The organism is Chryseobacterium defluvii (assembly GCF_003634775.1).
Classification (GTDB): domain Bacteria; phylum Bacteroidota; class Bacteroidia; order Flavobacteriales; family Weeksellaceae; genus Chryseobacterium; species Chryseobacterium defluvii.
Genome location: NZ_RBXB01000002.1, coordinates 1,024,185 through 1,047,945, shown reverse-complemented (window position 1 = coordinate 1,047,945; position 23,761 = coordinate 1,024,185). Strand labels below are relative to the sequence as shown.

General features: G+C 38.8%; 23 protein-coding genes. 8 read left to right on the top strand and 15 right to left on the bottom strand.

Features of this window, described 5'->3' with window-relative positions; genetic code table 11:
- Positions 1-40: 40 nt before the first annotated feature.
- From cysI to BCF58_RS11555, 9 genes are all read right to left on the bottom strand, one after another.
- Entirely contained in the window at positions 41-1,714 is a 1,674-nt protein-coding gene (gene cysI, locus BCF58_RS11595; protein WP_121461931.1) for an assimilatory sulfite reductase (NADPH) hemoprotein subunit, read from the bottom strand.
- A 30-nt stretch (positions 1,715-1,744) separates the two neighbouring features.
- Positions 1,745-3,487, bottom strand: a complete 1,743-nt coding sequence (locus BCF58_RS11590; protein WP_228434787.1) for a diflavin oxidoreductase — start codon at positions 3,485-3,487, stop codon at positions 1,745-1,747.
- On the bottom strand, positions 3,438-4,280 hold the full coding sequence (cobA, locus tag BCF58_RS11585) for a uroporphyrinogen-III C-methyltransferase (RefSeq protein ID WP_121461929.1): 843 nt from the start codon (positions 4,278-4,280) through the stop codon (positions 3,438-3,440). The genes BCF58_RS11590 and cobA overlap by 50 nt, the downstream gene beginning before the upstream one ends.
- A 21-nt stretch (positions 4,281-4,301) precedes the next feature.
- A complete protein-coding gene (cysK, locus tag BCF58_RS11580) occupies positions 4,302-5,213 on the bottom strand; it encodes a cysteine synthase A (RefSeq protein WP_121461928.1) in 912 nt (303 codons plus the stop codon).
- A gap of 28 nt (positions 5,214-5,241) precedes the next feature.
- The gene (epsC, locus tag BCF58_RS11575; protein WP_121461927.1) at positions 5,242-6,072 is read right to left on the bottom strand and encodes a serine O-acetyltransferase EpsC; all 831 of its coding nucleotides are present in this window, start codon (positions 6,070-6,072) and stop codon (positions 5,242-5,244) included.
- A 3-nt stretch (positions 6,073-6,075) separates the two neighbouring features.
- On the bottom strand, positions 6,076-7,314 hold the full coding sequence (locus BCF58_RS11570) for a sulfate adenylyltransferase subunit 1 (protein ID WP_121461926.1): 1,239 nt from the start codon (positions 7,312-7,314) through the stop codon (positions 6,076-6,078).
- A gap of 95 nt (positions 7,315-7,409) precedes the next feature.
- On the bottom strand, positions 7,410-8,318 hold the full coding sequence (gene cysD / locus BCF58_RS11565) for a sulfate adenylyltransferase subunit CysD (RefSeq protein WP_121461925.1): 909 nt from the start codon (positions 8,316-8,318) through the stop codon (positions 7,410-7,412).
- 14 nt (positions 8,319-8,332) lie between these two features.
- A complete protein-coding gene (locus BCF58_RS11560) occupies positions 8,333-9,046 on the bottom strand; it encodes a phosphoadenylyl-sulfate reductase (protein ID WP_121461924.1) in 714 nt (237 codons plus the stop codon).
- A gap of 84 nt (positions 9,047-9,130) precedes the next feature.
- Positions 9,131-9,547 (bottom strand): RrF2 family transcriptional regulator, encoded by a 417-nt coding sequence (locus BCF58_RS11555; RefSeq protein WP_121461923.1) that lies wholly within the window; start codon positions 9,545-9,547, stop codon positions 9,131-9,133.
- A 168-nt stretch (positions 9,548-9,715) separates the two neighbouring features.
- On the opposite strand from BCF58_RS11555, the gene BCF58_RS11550 reads away from it, so the two are divergent.
- Positions 9,716-10,285: a YciE/YciF ferroxidase family protein gene (locus BCF58_RS11550; RefSeq protein ID WP_121461922.1), complete on the top strand. Its 570-nt coding sequence runs from the start codon at positions 9,716-9,718 to the stop codon at positions 10,283-10,285.
- 56 nt (positions 10,286-10,341) lie between these two features.
- On the opposite strand, the gene BCF58_RS11545 is transcribed toward BCF58_RS11550, so the two are convergent.
- A complete protein-coding gene (locus BCF58_RS11545; protein ID WP_121462060.1) occupies positions 10,342-11,331 on the bottom strand; it encodes an aldo/keto reductase in 990 nt (329 codons plus the stop codon).
- Between the two features lie 118 nt (positions 11,332-11,449).
- On the opposite strand from BCF58_RS11545, the gene BCF58_RS11540 reads away from it, so the two are divergent.
- The gene (locus BCF58_RS11540; protein WP_121461921.1) at positions 11,450-12,718 is read left to right on the top strand and encodes an NAD(P)/FAD-dependent oxidoreductase; all 1,269 of its coding nucleotides are present in this window, start codon (positions 11,450-11,452) and stop codon (positions 12,716-12,718) included.
- 17 nt (positions 12,719-12,735) lie between these two features.
- Here BCF58_RS11540 and BCF58_RS11535 read toward each other — a convergent pair whose 3' ends face one another.
- From BCF58_RS11535 to BCF58_RS11520, 4 genes are all read right to left on the bottom strand, one after another.
- Positions 12,736-13,347: a hypothetical protein gene (locus BCF58_RS11535; RefSeq protein ID WP_121461920.1), complete on the bottom strand. Its 612-nt coding sequence runs from the start codon at positions 13,345-13,347 to the stop codon at positions 12,736-12,738.
- Between the two features lie 421 nt (positions 13,348-13,768).
- Entirely contained in the window at positions 13,769-14,287 is a 519-nt protein-coding gene (locus BCF58_RS11530; RefSeq protein ID WP_121461919.1) for a GNAT family N-acetyltransferase, read from the bottom strand.
- A gap of 13 nt (positions 14,288-14,300) precedes the next feature.
- Positions 14,301-14,882, bottom strand: a complete 582-nt coding sequence (locus BCF58_RS11525) for a 5'-methylthioadenosine/S-adenosylhomocysteine nucleosidase family protein (protein ID WP_121461918.1) — start codon at positions 14,880-14,882, stop codon at positions 14,301-14,303.
- A gap of 11 nt (positions 14,883-14,893) precedes the next feature.
- Entirely contained in the window at positions 14,894-15,592 is a 699-nt protein-coding gene (locus BCF58_RS11520) for a DsbA family oxidoreductase (RefSeq protein ID WP_121461917.1), read from the bottom strand.
- A gap of 253 nt (positions 15,593-15,845) precedes the next feature.
- On the opposite strand from BCF58_RS11520, the gene BCF58_RS11515 reads away from it, so the two are divergent.
- The 5 genes from BCF58_RS11515 to BCF58_RS11495 all read left to right on the top strand — a co-directional run bounded on the left by BCF58_RS11515 (position 15,846) and on the right by BCF58_RS11495 (position 22,267).
- Positions 15,846-16,868: a ligase-associated DNA damage response exonuclease gene (locus BCF58_RS11515; RefSeq protein ID WP_121461916.1), complete on the top strand. Its 1,023-nt coding sequence runs from the start codon at positions 15,846-15,848 to the stop codon at positions 16,866-16,868.
- Between the two features lie 78 nt (positions 16,869-16,946).
- The gene (locus BCF58_RS11510) at positions 16,947-18,527 is read left to right on the top strand and encodes an ATP-dependent DNA ligase (protein WP_121461915.1); all 1,581 of its coding nucleotides are present in this window, start codon (positions 16,947-16,949) and stop codon (positions 18,525-18,527) included.
- Positions 18,528-18,576: 49 nt separating this feature from the next.
- Entirely contained in the window at positions 18,577-20,970 is a 2,394-nt protein-coding gene (locus BCF58_RS11505; protein WP_170149017.1) for a ligase-associated DNA damage response DEXH box helicase, read from the top strand.
- Positions 20,971-21,030: 60 nt separating this feature from the next.
- Positions 21,031-21,675 (top strand): ligase-associated DNA damage response endonuclease PdeM, encoded by a 645-nt coding sequence (gene pdeM, locus BCF58_RS11500; protein ID WP_121461913.1) that lies wholly within the window; start codon positions 21,031-21,033, stop codon positions 21,673-21,675.
- A gap of 70 nt (positions 21,676-21,745) precedes the next feature.
- Entirely contained in the window at positions 21,746-22,267 is a 522-nt protein-coding gene (locus BCF58_RS11495; RefSeq protein ID WP_121461912.1) for an MBL fold metallo-hydrolase, read from the top strand.
- Here the strand turns inward: BCF58_RS11495 and BCF58_RS11490 are convergent.
- Positions 22,243-22,584 carry a helix-turn-helix transcriptional regulator gene (locus BCF58_RS11490; protein WP_147462055.1) on the bottom strand — a complete coding sequence of 114 codons (342 nt, stop codon included), beginning with the start codon at positions 22,582-22,584 and terminating at the stop codon, positions 22,243-22,245. The two genes, BCF58_RS11495 and BCF58_RS11490, sit on opposite strands and share 25 nt — an antisense overlap.
- Positions 22,585-23,152: 568 nt before the next feature.
- On the opposite strand from BCF58_RS11490, the gene BCF58_RS11485 reads away from it, so the two are divergent.
- Entirely contained in the window at positions 23,153-23,746 is a 594-nt protein-coding gene (locus tag BCF58_RS11485) for a Crp/Fnr family transcriptional regulator (protein WP_121461910.1), read from the top strand.
- The last annotated feature ends 15 nt before the right edge of the window (positions 23,747-23,761 follow it).

The following is a 23,761-nucleotide window of genomic DNA, read 5'->3' as shown; positions in this document are numbered from 1 at the left end:
CTTTGATTTTGTCTGATGGTAAAGAATATTGATCATATATTTATTTTACGGTTTGCAAATAGCGATATGAAAAGTCACCAAATGTTTCCCCGGCATGCTTTTCCTGTACATAAAGCCCGAAAAGCTGATCCAGGGCTTCAAGGATTTCCTCTTCCCCGATATTGTCTTTAAATTTTGTGTTGAGGCGCAATCCGAGCCGGTCTCCACCGATATGAAGATTATATTTGCCATAGGCAGTTCCTACAAATCCTATTTCAGCATTGGGAGACCTGCCGCAACCGTTCGGACAGCCTGTCATCCGGATAGTGATATCTTCCTCCAAAAGTCCGTATTTTTCAAGGACAGGTTCAATTTTCGTGACCAGAGAAGGCAAATAACGCTGTGCTTCTGCCAAAGCCAGAGAACAGGTATTCAAAGCAACACAGGCCACTGAATTTTTGCGGAGAGCACTTGCAGTTTCAGTATGGTCCGAAATTCCATATTCTTTCAGGAGAAGTTCAATGTCTCTTTTATCTTCTTCCTTAATATCCGAAAGAATCAGGTTCTGGTTGCAGGTAAAACGGAAATTGACTTTTCCTGTTTCTGCAATCTTTAATAACCCGGATTTTAGTGGATATTCCTGGATATCTAAAACTCTTCCGTGCTCCACAAACAAGGTGTAGAACCATTTTCCTTCATGATTCTGTACCCAGCCGTAACGGTCTTTTCTTTGTTCAAACTTAAAATCTTTAGCAGGCTCGAAAGCAAAGCCGGTTCTTTTTTCCACTTCTGCTCTGTATCCATCTATTCCAAGCTTGTCAATGGTATATTTTAATCTTGATAATTTTCTGTCGCTTCTGTTTCCAAAATCGCGTTGAACCGTAATAATTTCATACACGGCTTTTAAAGCTTTTTCCTCAGTATCTACAAATCCCAGAATGGAAGCAAGTCTCGGATACGTGGCTTCATTTCCGTGAGTGGCTCCTAATCCGCCTCCTGCAGCAATATTATACCCTATGACCCTGTTGTTTTCAATAATGGCGATAAGCCCGATATCATTGATGAATACATCCACATCATTGTTAGGCGGAATAGCAATTCCGATCTTTAATTTTCGGGGTAAATATCTGTCCTGATATAACGGATCTTCCTCTGCTTTTCTGTCTATCAGCAATTCATCATCAATCCAGATATCATAATAGGCTTTGGTTTTAGGCAAACACATTTCACTGATTTTGCCTGCCAATTCATACACTTCCTGATGCAACGGTGATTCGGAAGGATTGGAAGTACAGGTAACGTTTCTGTTGACATCCCCACACGCCGCAATAGAATCCAGATGCTGCAGATTGAACTGCTGAATGGTAGGCCTCAAATGGGATTTCAGAATACCGTGTAACTGAATGGTTTGCCTGGTGGTGATCTTGATGGTTCCCGTGGAATGCTTCCCGGCAACTTCATTCAATCCTATCCATTGTTCGGGAGTTAAAAAACCTCCGGGAAGCCTCAATCTGATCATGTATGAATACAGCCATTCCAGTTTTTTAGCCACACGCTCCTCCCGTCTGTCCCTGTCGTCCTGCTGATACATTCCGTGAAACTTAATAACGGTTTGATCATCTTCCCGTATCGCTCCGGTGAACTCATCCGAGAGACTGTCCTTTAATGTTCCTCTGAGTCCATTACTGCTTGTTTTTATTTTTTCCACGTGGGAAAGATTATCTTTATTGCTCATTGTTGTTTTTTATGTTATTACAGAATACAGTTAATACACATCTTTGGCATATCGCCCGTTAAGTTCCATTTCTTCAAGATAAATGCGGGCTTCTTCCTTGTTTCGTTTCCCCTGGTTTTGGATAATATTCAGAAGGGTTTCTTCCACATCCTTACTCATCGGGTCTTTGGTCCCGCATAGGTATAAAGAAGCTCCCGCTTCCAGCCACTGAAATACTTCCTGGGCTTTCTGTTCCAGCTTATGCTGCACATATATTTTTTGAGTGGTATCCCTTGAAAAAGCAACATCCAGATGAGTCAGGGTCTCTGTTTTCAGGAAATCCTGAATTTCCGATTGGTAAAGGAAATCCGAGATGAAATTGCGGTCTCCGAAGAACAGCCAGTTCCTTCCTTCTGCTCCTGTGGCATCCCGTTCCCAAAGAAAAGACCTGAAAGGTGCGATTCCCGTTCCCGGCCCTATCATAATCATATCCTTGTCCGGTTGCGGAAGTTTAAAATGCTTGGCTTGTTGTATATAAAACTCAAGATGATCTCCTTCCCGGAATTGACTCAGAAATCCGCTGCATACTCCATTTTGTTTTTGATCATCGATATAGTATTCAGACTTAGCCACCGTAATATGGATTTCGGTATCACCATGAGCTTCAGGAGAGGAGGAAATCGAATATAAGCGTGGTGCCTGATAGGTTAAAATGGTAATAATCTCTTCAAATTGTTCCGCATTTTTTATGGGATATATCCTGAGCAAATCAAGAAGACCTAAACGGGTTTCCGGAATATGATGCCCTGTCATCTGCGCATAATGTGCTACGGTTGTTTTCAGCAGGTAGCTGATGTTAAGGTGCTTATACAGGAGTTCGTCGGCACTGGCAGTCACTTTTGGGGTTTCAATCTGCTTTTCCGGATCAATCCCTGTTAAGGAAATGATTTCATCCACTACATTTCTTGGATTGAAAGGTAATATTCCCAAAGCATCACCAGGTTGATAACTGATAGATTCATCCGTTTCTATTTCAATATGATAGGTCTCCTTATCAGAAGTAATGTCATTGAGGTTGATAATGCCGGAAACTTTTCCCTGATATTTTTTCCTTCCTGTTGCAACTTTTGAAGCGGAACTCAGCTGAGGTTTTGATGAAGCTTTTGCAGTCACCTCAAACACATGCTCGATCCAGTGACGGGCTTCCTCTTCATAATCAATATCACATTTTTTTAATGGAATGATGCGTTCTGCTCCCAGGATTTCAAAACGGGAATCAATATCCTCTCCTGTTTTGCAAAACTGCGGGTAGCTGCTGTCTCCTAAAGCCAGAACTCCGAATTTCAGATGATTAAGAATCAATTCGTTCTCATGAATGTGATCATAGAATTTTTTGGCAAGTATCGGTGGTTCGCCTTCTCCCTGCGTACTGATGATCACAAAGAAAAATTCTTCTTTGATGAGGTCTTTAGGCTTGTATTGGGAGAGATCTGCCAATTTAACCTGAATTCCTTTTTTCTTGATGATTCCGGCGAGCTCGGTGGCCAGCTTTTTGCTGTTTCCGGTTTCGGTGCCATATGCGAGTGTTATTTTCCTGGAAGTTTCACTTTGAGAATGAGGAACCTGTGGTGAAGAGGCAATTCCTACGGGTGCTCCGGCCAATCCAGCTAAATAGCCGCTCGCCCAGATGGTTTCATCTCTTGAAAATTCACCGGATATTTGTTTTAAAATATTGAATTTGGCTTCAGACAGCATATTGAAATAAGTTTTGAGTTGCAGGGATGAGACTTCCATTAGATACCGATTTGAAATAAAGACCTTCCTGTTCTGTGTTATCCAGCCACGAGAATTCTTCATGCAAACCAACGATCTTGCCTATGACCACCAATGAAGGAGATGCAAAGTTTTTATCAGCAAAATTTTTACTGAAATCTTCAAAGGATGAGGTATATACTTTTTGATATGGCGTTGTTGCCTGTTCAATAACAGCGATTTTTTTCTCTTTTGAAATATTGAGTTCTATGAACTTTTCTACAAGGTTTGAGAGATTTCCTTTAGACATGTAAAATACGAGGGTGTCTTCGGTAGCTGCTAATTCATTCCAATAGCTTTCATCAAGGATTTCAGATTTATAATACGTAAGAAATCTTACTGATGTAGCATAATTTCTGGCGGTTAAAGGCATTCCTGCATAAGCTGCAGCGCCTAATGCTGCTGTAATTCCCGGAATGATCTCATAAGGGATGTGGTTTTGCTTTAAGGCTTGCAGTTCATCCAGGATATTGGAGAATATGGATACATCACCTCCCTTAAGCCTGGCAACCGTTTTATTCTGAAAGGCATAATCAATCATCAGTTGATTAATGAGAGACTGAGGGGTAGATGCCTTTTTGCTGCATTCTTTACCCACGTATATAATTTCTGCTTTTTTATGAGCATACTGTTCCAGAATTTCGGGGCTAACCAAACGGTCAGACAGAATAACATCTGCTGTAGCAATAGCTTTTATTGCTTTTACAGTGATGAGATCAGGGTCGCCGGGTCCTGCACCGATAAGGTAAACCTTTGGTGTAATACTATTGTTCATTGTAAATCTGTGTATTAGAGTTTAGAAAAGTCCTTCAATGGACAGATATCTTTCGCCCGTATCATAGTTAATCGTTATTATTTTCGATCCTGATGGTATTTCGGGAAGCTGCTTTGCTATTGCGGCCAAGGCAGCACCGGTGGAAATTCCGACAAAAAGGCCTTCTTTTTTTGCTGCTTTAAGAGTATATTCAAAAGCTTCTTCTTTTCCCACTTTGATGATGCCATCCAGAATAGATGTATCCAGAATGGATGGAATAAATCCTGCTCCTAATCCCTGCAGAGGATGAGGCGCCGGCTCTCCCCCACTTAAAACTGGAGATAATTCAGGCTCTACAGCAAACACTTTAATGTGCGGGTATTTTTGTTTCAATACTTTTGCAATTCCCGTAATGTGTCCTCCTGTGCCTACTCCGGTAATCACATAATCCAATCCGTCAGGAAAATCATTCAGGATTTCCTGGGCAGTTGTTTCCACATGAACCTGTACGTTAGCGGGGTTATCAAACTGTTTAGGAATCCATGAGTTGGGAGTTTCCCGGGCCACTTCATTGGCTTTTTCAATGGCTCCTTTCATTCCTTTTTCCCTTGGAGTAAGCACAAATTCAGCACCGTAGGCTTCCATAATTTTGCGGCGTTCCACACTCATGCTTTCAGGCATCACCAAAATAAGCTTATATCCTTTTACTGCTGCTACCAAAGAAAGTCCGATTCCTGTGTTGCCGCTTGTAGGCTCTATAATTACGCTGTCTTTGTTCAGTAATCCCCTGGCTTCCGCATCTTCTATCATGGCTAATGCAATCCTGTCTTTGATGCTTCCTCCCGGATTACTTTTTTCCAGTTTGATCCAGATTTCATGATCTGAATTAAAAAGCGTATTAATTTTTACTACTGGTGTATTCCCTATTGCTTCTAGTGTGTTTTGGAATTTCATGCCGATTCAATTTTATGTTGTCTTTATTTTATATAACAAAGTGTAACGACTCAGGCAGTGAGCTGTTATCCTTGATTTTTATTTCACTTTTATGATAAACCAGAGAATAAGAAGGAACATTTTGAGTAATCCATACATTGCCCCCGATAATACTTTCCCTCCCTATGGTGGTATCTCCTCCCAAAATGGTTGCCCCGGAATAAATAATGACGTGGTCCTCAATATTCGGATGTCTTTTTTGGTTGGCTTTTTCTTTGGATACATGCAAAGCACCCAGGGTTACTCCTTGATAGAGTTTTACATGATTACCGATGATGGTTGTTTCTCCAATCACAATTCCGGTTCCGTGATCAATGAAAAAATATTCTCCTATCTGTGCTCCCGGATGAATATCTATTCCTGTTTTGCTGTGGGCATATTCTGATATGACACGTGGCAGTATCCTTATTCCCTGATTCCAAAGCTGATGAGAGATCCGGTATACATAGGTTGCAAAATATCCCGGGTAAGCCAGAAGAATTTCTTCCGGTGATTCTGTAGCAGGATCAAATTCCAGAATCGCTTCCGCATCTAAGATCAGCTGATCATATATTTCGGGTAAGGCCTCAAAAAACTGATCAGCCAGTTTATCAGCACGGTTTTTCTCACCGATGATACTGTTGATCAGATTAAAAAGCGTATTGTGCAGCCTTGCAAAATCTTTTTTCAGTTTATCTTCAGTATTGATATGCTGTGGGAGGAAAAGCACTTTGTATAGCTCTTTGACAAACACTTCCGTGGTATTCTTATCAAAAAATCCAATAGAGTTGCTTTTCTTATTCCTGAAAATTCGTTCAATAAAATAGTCTGATTTTTCCATCGCTTACTGAATTATACATGCTGCAACTGTTGAATTAGATGTTTCATCCACCAGAATAGCCGATCCTGTCCTTTTATTATTGATAAAACTGTCAAAAACCAAAGGTTGAGCAGTTCTGAGGGTGACCTTTACGATTTCATTAAGCTTTATTTCTCCCTCTGCCTTTTCCTGAACTAGGGTATTAACATTAATCTTATAGTCAATATCTTTGACAACTGCTTTTAATAATCTGCTGTGATGTTGCAGCAAATATTTATTGCCTGGCTGCAGTGACTTTTGATCAAGCCAGCATAATAATACATCTATGTCTTTTTCTACATAAGGAAGCTGTTCAGAAGTGGTAAAGAAGTCACCCCTGCTGATATCGAGATCATCCGATATATGCAATACAACGGGCTGGCCTTCAAAAGCTTCATCCGTTTCAATTCCATTGATTTCAATACGGGATATCTGAGTGGTAATGCCTGCCGGAAGAACGTGTACCGTATCTCCTTTCTGAAACTGACCGCTTACAATCTTTCCTGCATATCCACGATAATCGTGCAGATCTTCGGTTTGCGGACGAATAACATATTGAACCTGGAAACGGTTTCCATTGTCAGAATCTTCGTTAAGTTCCACATTCTCCAAATATTCCAGCAGAGAAGGCCCCTGATACCAATCTGTCTGTGAGGATAAGGACACAATATTATCCCCCTTAAGAGCTGAAATAGGAAAATAGCTCACATTGTTCAGACCCAGATTTTCCGCAATTTTTGAATAATCTGACCTTATATCTTCAAAAATTTCTTCCGAGTAATCCACCATATCCATTTTGTTAATTGCTACAACCACCTTTTTCAGCTTCAGCAGAGATGCAATAATGGAATGTCTTCTTGTCTGTTCAATAACTCCTTTACGGGCATCAATGAGAATAACCATTAAGTCGGAATTAGAAGCACCGGTAATCATATTCCTTGTATACTGAACGTGTCCGGGGGCATCTGCGATAATGAACTTTCTTTTTGAAGTTGCAAAATATCTGTAAGCAACATCAATCGTAATTCCCTGCTCTCTTTCTGCACGTAATCCGTCTGTTAAAAGGGCAAGATCCACTCCGTCTTCATTTTTATTCTTTGAATGTTTTTCCAGGACTTCCAGCTGGTCCTGCAATATACTTTTGCTATCATAAAGCAGCCTTCCGATAAGGGTGCTTTTCCCGTCATCGACACTTCCTGCAGTTATAAATCTTAAAATATCCATATGTTATTCATTAATGATAATTGATCAATGATAGATGATACATGCTTTTTTGTGTATTTTAAAATCATTTATCAATTATATTGTATTAATTATATTTAAAAATAGCCTCCTTTTTTACGGTCTTCCATGGCAGCTTCCGTAACTCTGTCATCTATTCTTGTTTCGCCCCGTTCTGAAATCCGGGTGGCTAAAATTTCTTCAATTACCCTGTCAATTGTAGCGGCATCAGATTCCACCGCTGCAGTACACGTCATATCTCCCACGGTACGGTAGCGGATCTTTTTTGTTGTAATGATATCATCAGAGTCTAAGTCTGCGTATGGAGAATTGGCAATCCATTGTCCGTTGAGATCTATCACCTCTCTTTCGTGAGAAAAATAAATGGAAGGAAGTTCTATGCTCTCTCTGCGGATATAATTCCATATATCAAGTTCTGTCCAGTTACTTATGGGAAAAACCCTTACGTTTTCCCCTTTATGGATTCTTCCGTTGAAAATATTCCATAATTCAGGACGCTGAAGCTTAGGGTCCCATTGTCCGAATTCATCCCTGACCGAAAAAATCCTTTCTTTGGCGCGGGCTTTTTCTTCATCTCTTCGGGCCCCACCGATGCAGGCATCCAATTCAAATTCCTCAATGGTATCCAGTAATGTAAATGTTTGCAGCCAATTTCTGCTTGGAAATTTTCCTTTAGGCTCTGTCAGCTTTCTTTTGCTGATGGTATCTTCTACTTTTCTGACGATTAAATCCACTTCTATCTGAGCCACCAACTTATCCCGGAAGTGTAAGACTTCCGGGAAGTTGTGACCGGTATCTATATGTACAAACTTGAAAGGGATTTTTCCATAGCGGAATGCCTTTGAAGCCAGATGTGCCAATACAATGCTGTCTTTCCCTCCACTGAACAGCAAGGCCGGACGTTCAAATTGACCCGCTACTTCCCTTAGTATATAAATAGATTCGGATTCTAATTGATCTAAATAATTGAACTGATATGTTGACATTTTTTTAGTTTATTTTATTGATGAATATGTAAACCGCATTCTTTCTTAGTGGCATCTTCCCACCACCAGCGTCCGGCCCTGAAATCCTCCCCCTCCTGAATAGCTCTCGTACAGGGAGCGCAGCCAATACTGGCAAATCCTTTTTTATGAAGATAGTTATAGGGTAACTGATGCTTTTGAATATAATCGGTCACTTCTTGCGTTGTCCAGTGAAGGATCGGATGATACTTGATGATCTGGTTGTCCTCATCCCACTCCAATTGCGGCATATTTTGCCTGTTCAGGGAATGTTCCGATCTTAATCCGGTAATCCATACATGATAACCCTGAAGTGCTTTTTTTAGTGGGTGAACTTTACGGATACTGCAACATGCTTTTCTTTGTTCTACAGATTGATAAAAAGAATCAGGTCCGTTTTCTGTGACGAATTTTTGCAACTCTTCCGTGTCCGGATAATAAGCTTTTATATTTTTTTTGAAAAATGCTTTTGTGGAAGTCCAGGTTTCATAAGTCTGTTCGAAAAGCCTTCCGGTATCCAGCGTGAAAATGTCTACTTCCAGATCTTTAATTAAATGTGTGACCACCTGGTCCTCATAGCTGAAGCTTGTGGAAAAGACTATTTTATTGGGAAATTTGTTTATTAGTTTAGGTAAAAAATCGCCTTGAAAAGATAGCTCGGCCCAATCTTTCAGTAAGGTTTCAAACTCTATTTTCAAACTGTTTTCCATTTAGTATTGAAATTTTATTGATGCAAATATAAATATTAATTCTATATATCCTATCAAATTAGTAGAATTTAGAAATAAAAAAAATCATTTTTTTTTCATAAATGCGGTCAAAGTAGCTTCCATCATGCTTTTTCTGGTTTTTTCACGTACATTAATGAGCTCATTTCTGAGGTAGCAGGACTCTTCATCTACACAATCGGTACAGGGTTCGTAGAAATTTAAGGAAACACAGGGTGTTAAAGCAATAGGGCCATCGAAAATGCGGTAAAGATCAGCTAATGAGACATCATCCGGAGATTTTAATAAGTAATATCCTCCAGCGGTTCCCTGTTTACTGTTGACAAGTTTTGCTCTTTTTAATTCAAGGAGAATTTGTTCTAAAAATTTTTTCGGAATATTTTCATCTTGTGCAATAACTGAGGTGGGCAGAAAGCCTTGATTGTAGTTTCTGGCTAATCTGACCATTGCTTTTAAAGCATATTTGCAACGTTTAGACATCATAATCATTGCAAGTTATAATAATTTATCCGATTAACGAAATGTTTTACGAATGGGTTTACGGAGAATTGATATAAAAATAAAAACAATCTGAAAAAAGTGGTATCCGGAAATAGAGGGTTGGTCTTATAATTGCAGTTTATATGGCATTAACCACAAAATTATATTAATATGGAAACGAAAACTGCGACAAAAAAGGCAAGTGTACAAAAAACAACGGCTAAAACAGCAGCGAAGACTCCTGCTAAAAAGAATGCTTCAAAACAATTAAAAGATCTGTTTGAAGATTCCCTGAAAGATATCTATTGGGCTGAAAAAGCTTTACTGAAGGCATTACCCAAGATGCATAAAAACGCTACAGACGAAAAGCTTAAAGCGGGTATTGAAAAGCACATTACCGAAACGGAAATGCACGTGGAAAGACTGGAAGCCTGTTTTACAGCGCTAGGAAAAAAAGCGCAGGCTAAGAAATGTGACGCTATGCAGGGACTATTGGATGAAGGTAAAAGTATTATGGAAGAAACCGAGCCCGGTGCAGTGAGAGATGTGGGAATTATTGGAGCAGCCCAGAAAGTAGAACATTATGAAATTGCTACCTATGGCACTCTTGCAGCCTATGCTAAAGTTCTGAAAGAGGATGAATGCCTGAAGAATTTACTCGATACTCTGAATGAAGAGAAAAAATGTGATGAGCTGTTAACAAAAATAGCAGACACTGCGCTCAACAGTAAAGCAATGTAATAGTAATATAAAATGTAAAAGAAGAGATCTGAATGTTCAGATCTCTTCTTTGCTTTTTACAGTGGAACCTGTGCCTTTTCGTAAATAAGGCTTTCTGTTTTTAGTTCTTTCCAGAAATCGGCAGGAATTACTGTTTCAAGAGCATTCACGTTATCCTCCACCTGTTCCGGTTTGCTTGCTCCGGGGATAATGGAAGCAAACTCATCTGCAGCTAATACAAAATGAACGGCCGCATCTATAATATCAATATTATATTTTTGGGCAATTTCCTGTATCCTTTCACGCTTTTCAGTCATTCCTTTTGGAATAATTTCTTTGTAATTATACCGTTCTTTTCCACCTATAAATCCTGAATTATATCCGGCACCGGAAACAAGCTTCACTCCTGCTTTCCGTACAGCGGGAAGCAATCTGTCGACCGCTTCCTCATGCTCTAAAATAGAATACTGTGTTGCAGAAAGGCATACATCCGGATCAGCAGCTTCCAGACAGTCCAGAATAGGATCAATTTTGTTCACACCCATCCCCCATGCTTTGATGACACCCTGGCTGCGAAGTTCGGAAAGAATTTTAAATGCTCCTTTTTTAGCCTGGTCCAGAAAATAAGGATACCTGTCCCCTACCTGGTCTTCGGATAGATCATGAACGTATACAATATCTATATAATCCAGGCCGGTTCTTTGCAGGCTGTCTTCAATAGATTTTATGACCGCATCGGCAGTATAGTTATGTTCAAAATCAAAATGTAAAGGGTTTTTCCACATCGTTGGCGGAACTTCAGATTCTGGTACTTCTGCGAATAACCTTCCTATTTTTGTTGAGAAAACAAAATCTTTCCTGCTTTGGGTCTTAAGAAATTCTCCGAATCTCCTTTCACTTTTTGTGAGGCCGTACCATGGAGAGGTATCGTAATATCTTATTCCAAGATCCCAGGCTTTTTGCAGAACTTCATGAGCCTGTTCATCCGTAATATTCTCGAAGGCGGTTCCTATAGCCACTCCTCCTAATCCTAGTCTGTGCTTTTCTGTTAAAATGTCTGTTTTCATATTCATATTTAGATTGGGTTGATGAATAATCAGCAAACATCATGCAGACTTAATGTAATTGAGAATGATTTGGTCTTATTATTGAAGTATTACTTACTACCATTTCAATATACATACTATGAAAAAGCACGTGATCATCGTAGGCGGAGGATTTGCAGGAATCAACCTGATTAAATCTTTAAGGAACGACAGCCGATTCAGGGTTACTCTGGTAGATAAAAATAATTATCACTTTTTTCCACCCCTTATTTATCAGGTTGCGACTTCTTTTATAGAAGCATCTAACATCAGTTATCCGTTCCGTAAACTTATTTCCAAGTATGATAATATACACTTCCATATGGGAAACCTGCTGAAGGTTCATTCGGAAAGCAAAACCATTGAAACCGATACGGGAAATTTAAAATATGACTATTTGGTTTTGGCTTTAGGCACAGAACCCAATTTTTTTGGAATGGAAAATGTAAAACGCTACGCCCTTCCGATGAAAAATATAGAAGAAGCTCTTTATTTAAGGAACTATATGCTTTTAAATCTTGAGGAAGCCGCCCGTAACAAAGATGTGAAAGCAGCTGAAAAGCTTCAGAATGTAGTGATTGCCGGCGGAGGTCCTACCGGTGTGGAATTAGCGGGAATGCTGGCCGAAATGGGAAGATATATTGCCGAAAAGGAATATCCGGAAATCAAGCTAGGACTTTCTAATTTGTACCTTATTGATACCCTTCCGAATTTACTTTCTTCGATGAGTGAGATGGCACAGGAAACTGCTTATCAAACATTGGAAAAGCTGGGAGTTAAAATCCTTCTCAATGTATCCGTTAAAGATTATGCGGATGGAAAAGTAATATTATCCGACGGAAAAACGATTCCCACAGAAACGTTAATATGGACATCCGGGGTGATAGGACGGGAAGTTCCCGGATTACCGGAAAAAAGTATAGACCGGGGCAGAAGAATACTTGTGGATGGCTATAACAAAGTACTGGGTACAGAAAACATTTATGCTTTAGGGGATATTTGTCTTCAGCTCACAGAAAAAGAATACCCGAAAGGTCATCCGCAACTTGCACAGGTTGCCATCCAGCAGGCCAAAAACCTTGGAAATAATTTTAAGCGAATTGAGGACGAAAAAGTATTGAATCCTTTCCGGTATAATAATAAGGGAAGCATGGCAATTATATCGAAGTTTAACGCAGTGGTTGATCTTCCTAAATTTTCATTCAAAGGATTTATTGCATGGTTAACATGGTTGTTTATCCATATTCTCCCGCTGGTTGGGTTCAGAAATAAGATCCGGCTTGCCTTGGAGTGGTTACGGCTATTCATCACCAATAACCCTTCCATCCGCTTGATTCTCTATCCGAAGCGTAATAACACCAGTAAATAACCGGGAAAGTAAACTGTTCAGGTAAAATCCAGCAGCCCATCTGTGAGGCTTTTCCATTGAATTTTTGAAAATCCGCACATGCCTCCCAGAGCAATCAGAAGATTTCTTATTTTATCAATAAAACGGGCATTGAAATTAGGCTTTTCATTCCTTCCGTAAATTCCGGCTTTGATAAGTGACCCTTCTCTTTGGATCATAAATGTAGACGTCGATGCCTGGGAATAAAAATGAGCAATATGTGAATTATTAGTAATACCGGGAATTTGTGAAGGCCGGCAGGTCATTATATAAGATTCGGACTCATCTGCCTGCTGATGAGAGATATTGATGATCTCAACCCAGTCGTAACCCTTTGCTTCGGTTTCTCCCGGACCTGGAATATCGATTCTTATAAAATCCCCTACTTCCGGCAGTTGTTTAATAGGATTGCCATTGGAGTTATACAGTGTAAAGTCTGCAAAAACAGCTCCGCTAAAACTTTTCCATTGATTAATGGAAAAAAATCTTTCTTTTAAAATATCAAATTTTTCCGAAGCAACTGATGGCGTATCATAATCTTTCCGACTCTCAGTATCGTGAAAGCCTCCACTTTTCTGGATAGGAACACCAGGAATTTGTTTAATCTTCATAATTGAATATTTTGTGGGTGAATAACAAAAATAGTTCTTATCCTGTATATTTTTTATGAGTGAGATCACTCTCTTATAGTCCTGAATGATAACAGGGATAAAGCTAAGTGCGAGATCATCATACAAATAAATGGAAGTATATGAAAGCAATCAAAGTAAATATGGGAAGTGCAGAGATATATTGATAATGCCTTATAGGATAAAACTTACTGCAGGGGTGTAAACTGTTTTGACGACTATACAGGTTTTAAGAGAACTATAAAGCTAAGAGTTAAAAAGTATTAAAGTTTTTGAACAAATTATGCTAAGCATAATTTATTTTGTATCTTTGCCACGAATAATTTTTTTTCATCATTTGTGTTTTTTTGGAGGTCACCTTTCCGGTGGCCTTTTATTTTAAAAATATACTATTACCACATGATTATAAGACTTTTTTCATCATAATATCCGTCTGCTCCTCATCTCCAAGCTTGAAAATATGCTTATCAAATTCTACAAATCCGTTTTTCTTATAAAACTGTATGGCTCTCAGGTTCTCTTCCCATACGCCCAGCCAGATGTAAATTTTCTTTAAAGCCTGAGCCGTTTCCAAAGCCTGCTGATACAGAAGCTGCCCTACTTTTTTACCGTGATGGCTGCTTTTTACGTAAATACGCTCTATTTCCAGCGACGTTTCATCCTGTAACTCGGTCTGTGCACTTCCGGAATTTACTTTCAAATAACCCACAGGATCATCTTCTTCCCACGCAATATAGAAAAGAGAATCAGGATTCGTTAATTCCGACCTTACTTGTTCTGTGTTAAAACTTTCTGTAAGATATTTTTCCATTTCCTCTTCTGAATTGCTGGCGGCGAATGTCTCCGTGAAAGTTTGTCTTCCGATATTCTGTATGGTTTCCAGGTCCTCAAGAGTAGCCTGATTGATGATGATTGGTGTCATAATACTAAAAAATTTAACTAAATAATATGGTTTTAAAAGCTTCAGCGGCTAAATGCACCTGTACACTCCAGTCGTCTGCAGCATCACTCCCCGCATCATCCGAAATATATTTCAGACATAAAAACGGAATGTTTTCCTTTTTGGCTATCAGTGCTAAGGGATATGCTTCCATATCTACAATATTGTAATCCGTTTCAGCATAGTTCATCTCAAAACTATCCCCGCTTCCGCAGATTCCTTCTTTCAGATGATCCATTTTCAGTCCATATTCTAAAACCGGCGGAATTCCGGATAGCGGAGTTTCATAAAGATTGAAGCCAAGCCCTCTTACGTCCATATCACGCTGAATGAATTTAGTGCAGCAAACGATTTCTCCTTTGGTGAAATTTTTGCTTCCAGCTGAGCCTAGATTGATAATCAGTTTAGGCTTTTTGTTGTGAATTTCCTTGGTTAATTCTATAGCGGCATTCACTTTTCCGATACCGGTAATCAGTTTGTTTTTCTCATCAAATACTTTCCCGGCTTCCGATTCCAGTGCAAAAACAAAAAGGGTATCTGAAACAGGGAAATAAAGGTCTTCGTTTACTTTTATCATTGAAATTAAAATTAATTAGTACATCCATCCGCATCACATGCATTTCCATCGTCTGAAAAGTCCTTAAGTGAAGAAACCGTTTCTTCATAAGCTTGCTGCAGGGCATTTTCGAAAATTTCAACAGGCTGTGCTCCTGAAACAGCATATTTGCCATTCAGAATAAAAAAAGGAACACTTCTGATACCGTTATGTTGTGCTTCGGAAATGTCTTGTATCACTTCATGATCGAATTGGTCTGAAGTTAAAGCCTGACGGGCTTTATCCGCATCGATTCCCCATTCATCCGCAAGGGATATCAGGAATTCCGTATCGGCTACATTCTCACCATGAACAAAATGAGCCTTGAATAAAGCTTCTCCGATTTCAGATGATTGATGGTATTTTTTTGATAATTGAAGTAATTTGTGAGCCGGAAATGTATTGGTTACCAAAGCCTGATCAAAATTAAAGTCAAGTCCGGTCATTTTGCCCATTTTAGAAACCTGATTCACCATTTGGGCAGACTGATTCTCAGAGAATCCTTTTCGATCCATTAAATAACTGACTGTATTCTTTGTTTCCGAAGTGCTTAACGTAGGATCAAGCTGAAAGCTCTTCCACTCTACTTCCACTTCATTTTTAAAAGGTAATTTTTCAAGAGCTGTTTCAAAATGACGCTTGCCTATATAACAAAACGGACACATAACGTCCGACCAGATTTCTATTTTCATTGTTTTAACTATGTTGAAAGTATTATATATTATTAAAGTTGATCAAAGTTAGGATATCTGTTGTAAATATCTTTCAGGTCAGAATAAAAATTTGTTCAAAACAAAAAAATATTCCTTAGACGGATAAATACTGAAAAAACATTTTATATTAAGCATTTTTTTAAAATTAAATTCTAAAATTTACTTGATTTATACCCGATTTTAAGGTAATTTGGTTAGATTTTTGAATAATACATCTAAACCACTCACACCATTGAAGCTAATCACATTCACATCAAAAGGCATCTACTGTCCACAAGGGAAATTCTATATAGATCCGTGGAGACCAGTTGATATGGCGGTAATTACCCACGGCCATGGAGATCATGCTCGGTGGGGAATGAAAAAATATCTTTGCCATCACTACACAAAACCTATTTTACACCAGAGAATAGGGACGGATATTGAGTGTCAGAGTGTGGAATATGGAGAAGAAATCAATATTAATGGCGTAAAACTTTCCATGCATCCTGCAGGACATATTATCGGTTCGGCTCAGATCAGATTGGAATATAAAGGATATGTAAGTGTGATTTCCGGGGATTATAAAGTTCAGGATGACGGATTGAGCACACCTTTTGAATTGGTCCGGTGCAATGAATTTGTGACCGAAAGTACATTTGGACTCCCCATCTATAACTGGCTGGAGATAGGAGACCTGAACAGGAAACTTCAAAGCTGGGTGCTGAGAAATCAGGAAAACGGAAGGACTTCGGTCTTTATCGGCTATTCACTGGGTAAAGCCCAACGAATCATGAAAGCTGTAGAAGGACTGGGAAAAATCTATACCCATTATTCTATCGGAAAATTAAATGAAGCCTTTGAAACAGTAGGAATATCACTTCCCGAATACGAAATTGCTGATTTCAGGGAAAATGTTAAACAATTGCAAAACGAAATTGTGATTGTTCCGCCTGCATTGCTCGATAGCAATATCATTAAAAAAGTTCCCAATGCGGCAACCGCTATTTGCTCCGGCTGGATGCAGGTACGGGGAGCGAGACGTTGGCGAAGTGCTGATGCAGGATTTGCCATGAGCGATCATGCCGACTGGAACGGTTTGCTTCAGGCCGTAAAAGCTACCGAAGCCGAAATTGTACACGTTACCCACGGACAAACCGAAGTATTTTCAAAATATTTAAACGAAATCGGAATCAAATCGGATGTGGTGGAAACATTGTTCGGAGAAGACGAAGAAGAAGCAGAAAAAGAAATCATTGAAAACACAGAACCTTGAGCGGCTATGGAAAAATATCTTTGTTACAAAAAATAGTTGGACTTTGCATCTGACCCCTGAAAAAATGAAAATATACTGATGAAACATTTTGCAGACCTTATCAATGCACTGGAAAGCACAAATAAAACCAATGCTAAAATTGATGCTATTGTCGATTATCTGGAACGGGCTCCGGATGAAGATAAAGTCTGGTTCATTGCTTTGTTTACAGGAAAAAGACCTAAACGTAATGTAAACACCAATTTAATGAAGGATTGGGCACTGGAAATTACACAACTCCCTTTCTGGTTGTTTCAGGAAAGCTATTCTTCCGTAGGAGACTTGGGAGAAACACTTTCTTTGATTTTACCTCCGCCATCAGAAAAAATAGAATTGTCCCTATCCCAATGGATGACAGATATTCTCAATTTAAAAGATAAAGCCGAAGCTGAGAAAAAAGAATTCGTATTACAATCATGGAACGGTCTGGATTATACCGAGAGACTGATCTTTAATAAATTATTAGGCGGAAGCTTTAGAATTGGGGTTTCCTATAAAACACTGATCAATGGGCTTACCAAATACTCCGGACAGGAAACCAATATTTTGATGCACAGCATTATGGGAAAATGGCAACCGGATGAAATTTCATTCGAAGAACTTATTTCTGCGGAAAAAATAAATCCGGACAATTCGAAGCCCTATCCGTTTTGTCTGGCCTATGCGTTGGAAAAAGAATTACCGGAGCTCGGGAATCCTGATGAATGGTTAATTGAATATAAATGGGACGGCATCCGGGGGCAGATCATCCGTAGAAACGATGAAGTATTCATCTGGTCCAGGGGTGAGGAAATGATTACGGAACAATTTCCTGAAATTGCAGAAACCATACAGGCAATGAAAGGCAATTTCGTTATTGACGGAGAAATATTGGCGGTAAAAGAAGGGAATGTTTTAAATTTCAATGAACTTCAAAAGCGTTTAAACAGGAAAAACATCACCAAAAAGATGATGACAGACATTCCTATTGAAGTCTTTGCTTATGATCTGATTGAGCTGGAGGGAAATGACCTTCGTGAAAAGCCTGTTTCCGCCCGAAGAGCGATGTTGGAAGAACTACTTCTGGATCAGCAACCTCCGAACATTAGCATTTCCAAAGCTATTGATTTTGAAAAATGGGAACAGCTTGACCTTATAAGAGAAAATTCAAGGGAACTCAATAGTGAAGGCTTAATGCTGAAACAAAAGAATTCACTGTATCATTCCGGCCGTAAAAAAGGAGACTGGTGGAAATGGAAAGTAAACCCTTTAACCATTGAGGCCGTATTGATTTATGCTCAAAAAGGAAGCGGAAGGCGAAGCGCTTACTATACGGATTATACTTTTGCCGTGAAAAACGGGGACTCCCTGGTTACTATTGCCAAAGCCTATTCAGGGCTTACAGATAAAGAGATCATGGAAGTCAGCCGTTTTGTGACAAAGAACGCCATAGAAAAATTTGGCCCCGTAAGAACAGTAAAAGCCGAGCTTGTCTTTGAAATTGCTTTCGAGGGAATAGGTTTCAGTAATCGTCATAAAAGCGGTGTAGCGCTAAGGTTTCCAAGAATTGTAAGATGGAGAAAAGATAAAACAGTAGACGAGATCGATGAGCTCGAAGAAATTAAAAAACTGATCCAATAAATTGGCTGCTTTTGAACATACCGAAGGATTCAGAATCATCCGTCAATGGATGGAAGATAAAGATATGTACCCTTTTAAATTCCAGACCGAAACATGGCGTAAGTTCGGAAACGGATACAGTGGAATGGTCATAGCTCCCACAGGTTTCGGAAAAACATTTTCGGTTTTTCTGGCTTTAATTTCAGATTTTTTGACTCATCCTGAAAAATATAGAAAAGGCCTGAAAATGCTATGGATTACTCCCCTACGCTCCCTTTCCAAAGATATTGCTAAAGCCATGCAGGAAGCCATTGATGAAATGGGCCTGGATTGGGTGGTGGGAGTCAGAAACGGAGATACCGATCCCAAAGTAAGGCAGCAGCAGGTTAAAAACATGCCGGAAATTCTGGTCGTTACTCCTGAAAGTATTCATCTGCTTCTCGGTCAGAAAAATCATGCTTCATTCTTTCAGAACCTCCGTTGTATTACCGTAGACGAATGGCACGAGCTATTGGGCTCAAAACGTGGAGTAATGATCGAATTGGCCATTTCTCAGTTAAGAAAATACAATCCCCAACTTAAAATATGGGGAATCACCGCAACCATCGGTAATCTGGCTGAAGCCCAGGAAGTATTGATCCCGTACGATATTAAAAAGACAACGGTTACGGCCAGAGAACACAAAAAGATTGATATCATTCCTGTCTTTCCGGATGAAGTTGAAATATTGCCCTGGGCAGGACATCTCGGAAGCAAGCTGGCAGATAAAATCGTCCCGATTATCCTCAACTCTAAATCAACGATCGTTTTCACCAATACCCGGAGCCAAAGCGAAATGTGGTATCAGTTATTGCTTGATGCGTATCCTGATTTTGCCGGGCAGATTGCGATTCATCACAGTTCTATTGACGCTCATTTGAGAATCTGGATCGAAGAAAATTTAAGCAGCGGAAAATTAAAGGCCGTAGTTTCCACTTCATCTTTAGATTTAGGTATAGACTTTAAACCTGTTGATACTGTGATACAAATAGGCTCTTCAAAGGGAGTGGCAAGATTTCTTCAGCGTGCCGGAAGAAGCGGACACTCCCCTTTTGAAACATCCAGGATTTATTGCGTCCCGACCCATTCGCTGGAACTGATCGAGGTGGCCGCGTTAAAAGAGGCGGTAAAACAAAAGGTCATAGAACCACGCGAGCCACAGGTATTATGTTTTGATGTGCTGGTTCAGTTTCTCATGACATTGGCCGTCGGAGACGGATTTTATCCGGAGGAAGTATATGAACGGATCAGAAAGATCTATACATTCCGGGAGATCATGGATGAGGAATGGAAAAGCATTCTTGATTTTCTGACGATTGGCGGAAGTGCCCTGAAAAGCTATGAAGAATATCATAAAGTGACGGTTATGGAAGATGGCCTTTTTAAAGTGACTTCCCGTAGAATAGCCATGCTTCACCGGATGAATATGGGCGTTATCGTAAGTGATGCGATGATGAAGGTGAAATTCATTTCCGGGGGGTATGTAGGAATGATTGAGGAATATTTTATTTCAAAACTGAAAAAAGAAGAGAAATTTATTCTGGCAGGAAGAGTTTTAGAAGTCGCTATGATCAAAGAAATGACGGTGTATGTGCGTTCTGCGAAGGGGAAAGCCTTAGTCCCCAGTTATTTGGGTGGGAGATTGCCATTAAGCTCCAATTTAAGCCATTTTTTAAGAGAAAAATTATCCCATGCTTTAAATCCTAAAGCATCTGAAAAGGAGCTCCGGTTTTTACATCCGCTATTGGCGAATCAGGAAAAGAGATCTCATATTCCAAAAGATGACGAGTTTCTGGTAGAACTGATCAAAACACGGGAAGGATATCATTTATTTATGTATCCGTTTGAAGGACGCCTCGTACATGAGGTTATGGCAGCGCTGATTGCTTACAGGATTTCTAAATTGGCACCTATCTCCTTTTCTATGGCGATGAATGATTATGGTTTTGAACTCTTCAGTGATAAGGAAATCCCTTTGAATGAAGAAAACCTATCTCTAATTTTAAGCCGTGATGATCTGATGAAAGATGTGATTTCGAGTATCAATTCAGCGGAAATGGCGCGTAGGAAATTCAGGGATATCGCCATTATTTCCGGAATGGTGATCCAGAATTTTCCCGGACAGCAACGATCCAACAAATCATTGCAAAGTTCAGCGGGTTTGATCTTTAAAGTTCTGGAAGATCATGATCCGAATCATTTCCTTGTAAGACAGGCCTATACGGAAGTTTTCAATACGCAGCTACAGGAACAGCGTCTGGTGGAAGGCTTTAAAAGAATTGAAAGTTCAAAAATCATTTTAAAATATTCCCATACTTTTACCCCGCTGAGTTTCCCGATTAAAATTGACAGTTTACGGCAAACACTTTCAAGTGAAGGTTTAGATGCGAGGATTCAACAGCTCATAAAACAGTCGAATAAATAAGTTATGAGTTATTAATTATGAGTTATTAGTTATGAGTAATTTTGTATTCTAACTTCATCAATGAATCTAGCCACTAAAAATATAATCATTCAAAATCAAACTTTCACGCTGACTAACCAGCGGGCGATATTTTGGGTGAAAGAAAAAGCATTGATCCTTTCTGATCTCCATATCGGAAAAACGGCTCATTTCCGGAAAAACGGAATTGCTGTGGCCAATCATATTATGAAAAGTGATCTGGAAAGATTATCTGTATTGATAGAATATTTTTTACCTGAAAAATTCATTGTCGTCGGTGATCTGCTCCATGCGGGAGACAATTCGGATGTGGATGAATTCTGCAGCTGGAAAAAGCAATATTCCCATTTAGATTTTTATCTTGTTGAAGGAAACCATGACAGGATCTCGAAAGCTTTGGAAGAAAAGCTTTGTTTTAATTTCAAAGCGGATCATCTGGAGATCGACGGCTTTATCTTTCTTCATGATTTTGCGCCCTCGAATCCTAAATTTCAGATTACCGGACACATCCATCCGGGAATTATTCTCCAGTCTTCCGTGAAAAATATTAAGCTTCCTTGTTTTATACAAACTGAACGGCAGCTGCTCCTTCCTGCCTTTAGTGAGTTCACGGGCCTGGATACTAAGAATATACCCAAGAAAGGAAAATATTTTGTGTTTACGGATTCAGAAATTCATGAGCTATAATCACTTTTACTGATCATTTTTATAGACAGAAACATTTCTCTTTTTAAGAAATAATAGGGAAATTTGCAGCATGAAAATCATCCCCTTAAAAGAAGGAAATTTCTCCGTCAGCAAAACCAAGGAGTTTAGCCTTTTAACAGAGAAAAATTTTAATGAAGCCGGCGGAATCAAAATGTCTGTACAGCCCTTCCTCATTATTACAGGAAATGATTATATTCTTTTGGATACGGGAACCGGATGGAAAAATGAAAATGGGTCAACAGTAGTTTCCGAGATTTTAAAAAGTGAAAATATCCTCCCTGAGCAGATTACCAAAATTGTATTCTCCCATCTCCATAAAGACCATATTAACGGCACAATAAAGTTGACGGAAAACGGCTTTGAGCCTGTTTTTCCCCATGCTGAAATCTATATGCAGAAACGGGAGTTGGACTTTGCCAGGGAAAATAAAGATAATCCGCAATTCGATCATCCTACTCTGGAAAAAATTATTCAACTTCCCAATATCGTTTGGATGGATGATGATAAAGGAAAAATCTCGAAAAAACCGCTATACAATTTTAAGATTTATAAATCATTGAACCATTTATAAATATCGATTTCCGAAGGAATATTCAGTTTTTTCCTTAGCCTGTTTTTACGGTTCTGAATGGCCTTTGGAGTTACATAGGTATAGGTGGCAATTTCTTTAGTGGTAAGATTCAGTTTCAGATAAATGCAAAAAAGCAACTCCGAATTTTTTAAATTGGGTTGTATGGCAGATATTTTTTCAAAAAAATCAGGATATGCTAATCTGAATTTATTTAACAGACGGGGTGAATTTTCTTTTGCTAATGCTAAGATTTCGTCCTGAGCGAAAAATCTTTGATTTAAATCTTCTAAATTGAATTCAGTTTTTTTGTTGTCCATAATGTTTGTCTCATCTCTACTACTCATCCTTCTGTTGTTGTTTAATTATATGAGAATTGTAACAGAAGAATTGCTTTTTTTCTCTACTCCTTCGCAGCTGCAATAAGTGCACACTACTTACAATATAAATTCATTTTAAAGACTGGTTTCAAAATATACACGGTTTTCTAGTTTTTAGATTTTAAAATTAATCAGAATAGAATAAAAATTAAAATAAAGACAAAGAAAGAAAAAATGATTAAAATTTTCTTGAATTGAAATACCACATACATACCACGCGATATTTCATATATGAGCTTGCATTATTTTGACGGGTCACCAATTTCTTTAATATTAGGGATCAAAAATAATGGAACTATTAATCCGTTTTTATGATTAAGATCAATAAAATTAGTATTTTTCTTTGAAAAATTTTCAAAAATAGATGTTTATTTGTGGTATATGTGTGGTATGTTATTTGATGGAGTTTCGTGAAAAAAATCCGTTCTTTATTATTTTATAAATTGATGAATATTAGTATTAAGTAGTGCAGAGAACTTCATTAAACTAAAAATTAATAATCAATAAAATGATAACTGAAGATTTGCTTTTTTCATCGGGAGCTGATGTGAAAATTTATGAACCAAATGAAATTATTTTCCGGGAAGGGGAATTTCCGCTCTATTATTTCCAGATCATGGATGGAAAGGTGAAACTGAATAATTACAATGAAGATGGTAAAGAATTTATTCAGAATATTTTTTCAGACGGGCAAAGCTTTGGAGAATCTCTTCTTTTTATAGACAGGCCCTATCCTATGAATGCTGTGGCGATTAGTGCTTCCAAAATCATCAGATTACCCAGCTCTCATTTTCTGAAACTCATACAGCAGAATCCGGAAATATCCTTCAATATCTACCAATGTCTTGCGGACAGAATGTACTATAAGTATATTATGCTGTATAGCCTTTCTTTTCAGAACCCGGAGGCCAAATTAAAATTATTCATGGATTACCTCAAAAGTTACCAGGATGATAAAACCCCCTATTCTTTCCAGATTCCTTTAACCCGGCAGCAATTGGCTTCACTGACCGGTTTGCGGGTAGAAACCGTTATCAGGGTAATCAAGAATATGGAAAAAAATAAAGCATTGAAAATTCAAAACAGGAAAATCTATTACTAAGGATTCCAATTGTCT

What these genes read in the sequence shown, in the direction of transcription:
- cysK (WP_121461928.1), bottom strand. Translation starts at nt 5,213, where the DNA reads ATGAAATTCCAAAACACACTAGAAGCAATAGGGAATACACCAGTAGTA.
- BCF58_RS11555 (WP_121461923.1), bottom strand. Translation starts at nt 9,547, where the DNA reads ATGATGTCTAAACGTTGCAAATATGCTTTAAAAGCAATGGTCAGATTA.
- BCF58_RS11590 (WP_228434787.1), bottom strand. Translation starts at nt 3,487, where the DNA reads ATGGAAGTCTCATCCCTGCAACTCAAAACTTATTTCAATATGCTGTCT.
- BCF58_RS11530 (WP_121461919.1), bottom strand. Translation starts at nt 14,287, where the DNA reads ATGACACCAATCATCATCAATCAGGCTACTCTTGAGGACCTGGAAACC.
- pdeM (WP_121461913.1), top strand. Translation starts at nt 21,031, where the DNA reads ATGAATCTAGCCACTAAAAATATAATCATTCAAAATCAAACTTTCACG.
- cobA (WP_121461929.1), bottom strand. Translation starts at nt 4,280, where the DNA reads ATGAACAATAGTATTACACCAAAGGTTTACCTTATCGGTGCAGGACCC.
- BCF58_RS11495 (WP_121461912.1), top strand. Translation starts at nt 21,746, where the DNA reads ATGAAAATCATCCCCTTAAAAGAAGGAAATTTCTCCGTCAGCAAAACC.
- BCF58_RS11510 (WP_121461915.1), top strand. Translation starts at nt 16,947, where the DNA reads ATGAAACATTTTGCAGACCTTATCAATGCACTGGAAAGCACAAATAAA.
- BCF58_RS11560 (WP_121461924.1), bottom strand. Translation starts at nt 9,046, where the DNA reads ATGGAAAACAGTTTGAAAATAGAGTTTGAAACCTTACTGAAAGATTGG.
- BCF58_RS11525 (WP_121461918.1), bottom strand. Translation starts at nt 14,882, where the DNA reads ATGATAAAAGTAAACGAAGACCTTTATTTCCCTGTTTCAGATACCCTT.
- BCF58_RS11535 (WP_121461920.1), bottom strand. Translation starts at nt 13,347, where the DNA reads ATGAAGATTAAACAAATTCCTGGTGTTCCTATCCAGAAAAGTGGAGGC.
- BCF58_RS11505 (WP_170149017.1), top strand. Translation starts at nt 18,577, where the DNA reads ATGGAAGATAAAGATATGTACCCTTTTAAATTCCAGACCGAAACATGG.
- BCF58_RS11570 (WP_121461926.1), bottom strand. Translation starts at nt 7,314, where the DNA reads ATGGATATTTTAAGATTTATAACTGCAGGAAGTGTCGATGACGGGAAA.
- BCF58_RS11485 (WP_121461910.1), top strand. Translation starts at nt 23,153, where the DNA reads ATGATAACTGAAGATTTGCTTTTTTCATCGGGAGCTGATGTGAAAATT.
- BCF58_RS11545 (WP_121462060.1), bottom strand. Translation starts at nt 11,331, where the DNA reads ATGAAAACAGACATTTTAACAGAAAAGCACAGACTAGGATTAGGAGGA.
- BCF58_RS11490 (WP_147462055.1), bottom strand. Translation starts at nt 22,584, where the DNA reads ATGGACAACAAAAAAACTGAATTCAATTTAGAAGATTTAAATCAAAGA.
- BCF58_RS11520 (WP_121461917.1), bottom strand. Translation starts at nt 15,592, where the DNA reads ATGAAAATAGAAATCTGGTCGGACGTTATGTGTCCGTTTTGTTATATA.
- cysI (WP_121461931.1), bottom strand. Translation starts at nt 1,714, where the DNA reads ATGAGCAATAAAGATAATCTTTCCCACGTGGAAAAAATAAAAACAAGC.
- BCF58_RS11540 (WP_121461921.1), top strand. Translation starts at nt 11,450, where the DNA reads ATGAAAAAGCACGTGATCATCGTAGGCGGAGGATTTGCAGGAATCAAC.
- epsC (WP_121461927.1), bottom strand. Translation starts at nt 6,072, where the DNA reads ATGGAAAAATCAGACTATTTTATTGAACGAATTTTCAGGAATAAGAAA.
- BCF58_RS11550 (WP_121461922.1), top strand. Translation starts at nt 9,716, where the DNA reads ATGGAAACGAAAACTGCGACAAAAAAGGCAAGTGTACAAAAAACAACG.
- cysD (WP_121461925.1), bottom strand. Translation starts at nt 8,318, where the DNA reads ATGTCAACATATCAGTTCAATTATTTAGATCAATTAGAATCCGAATCT.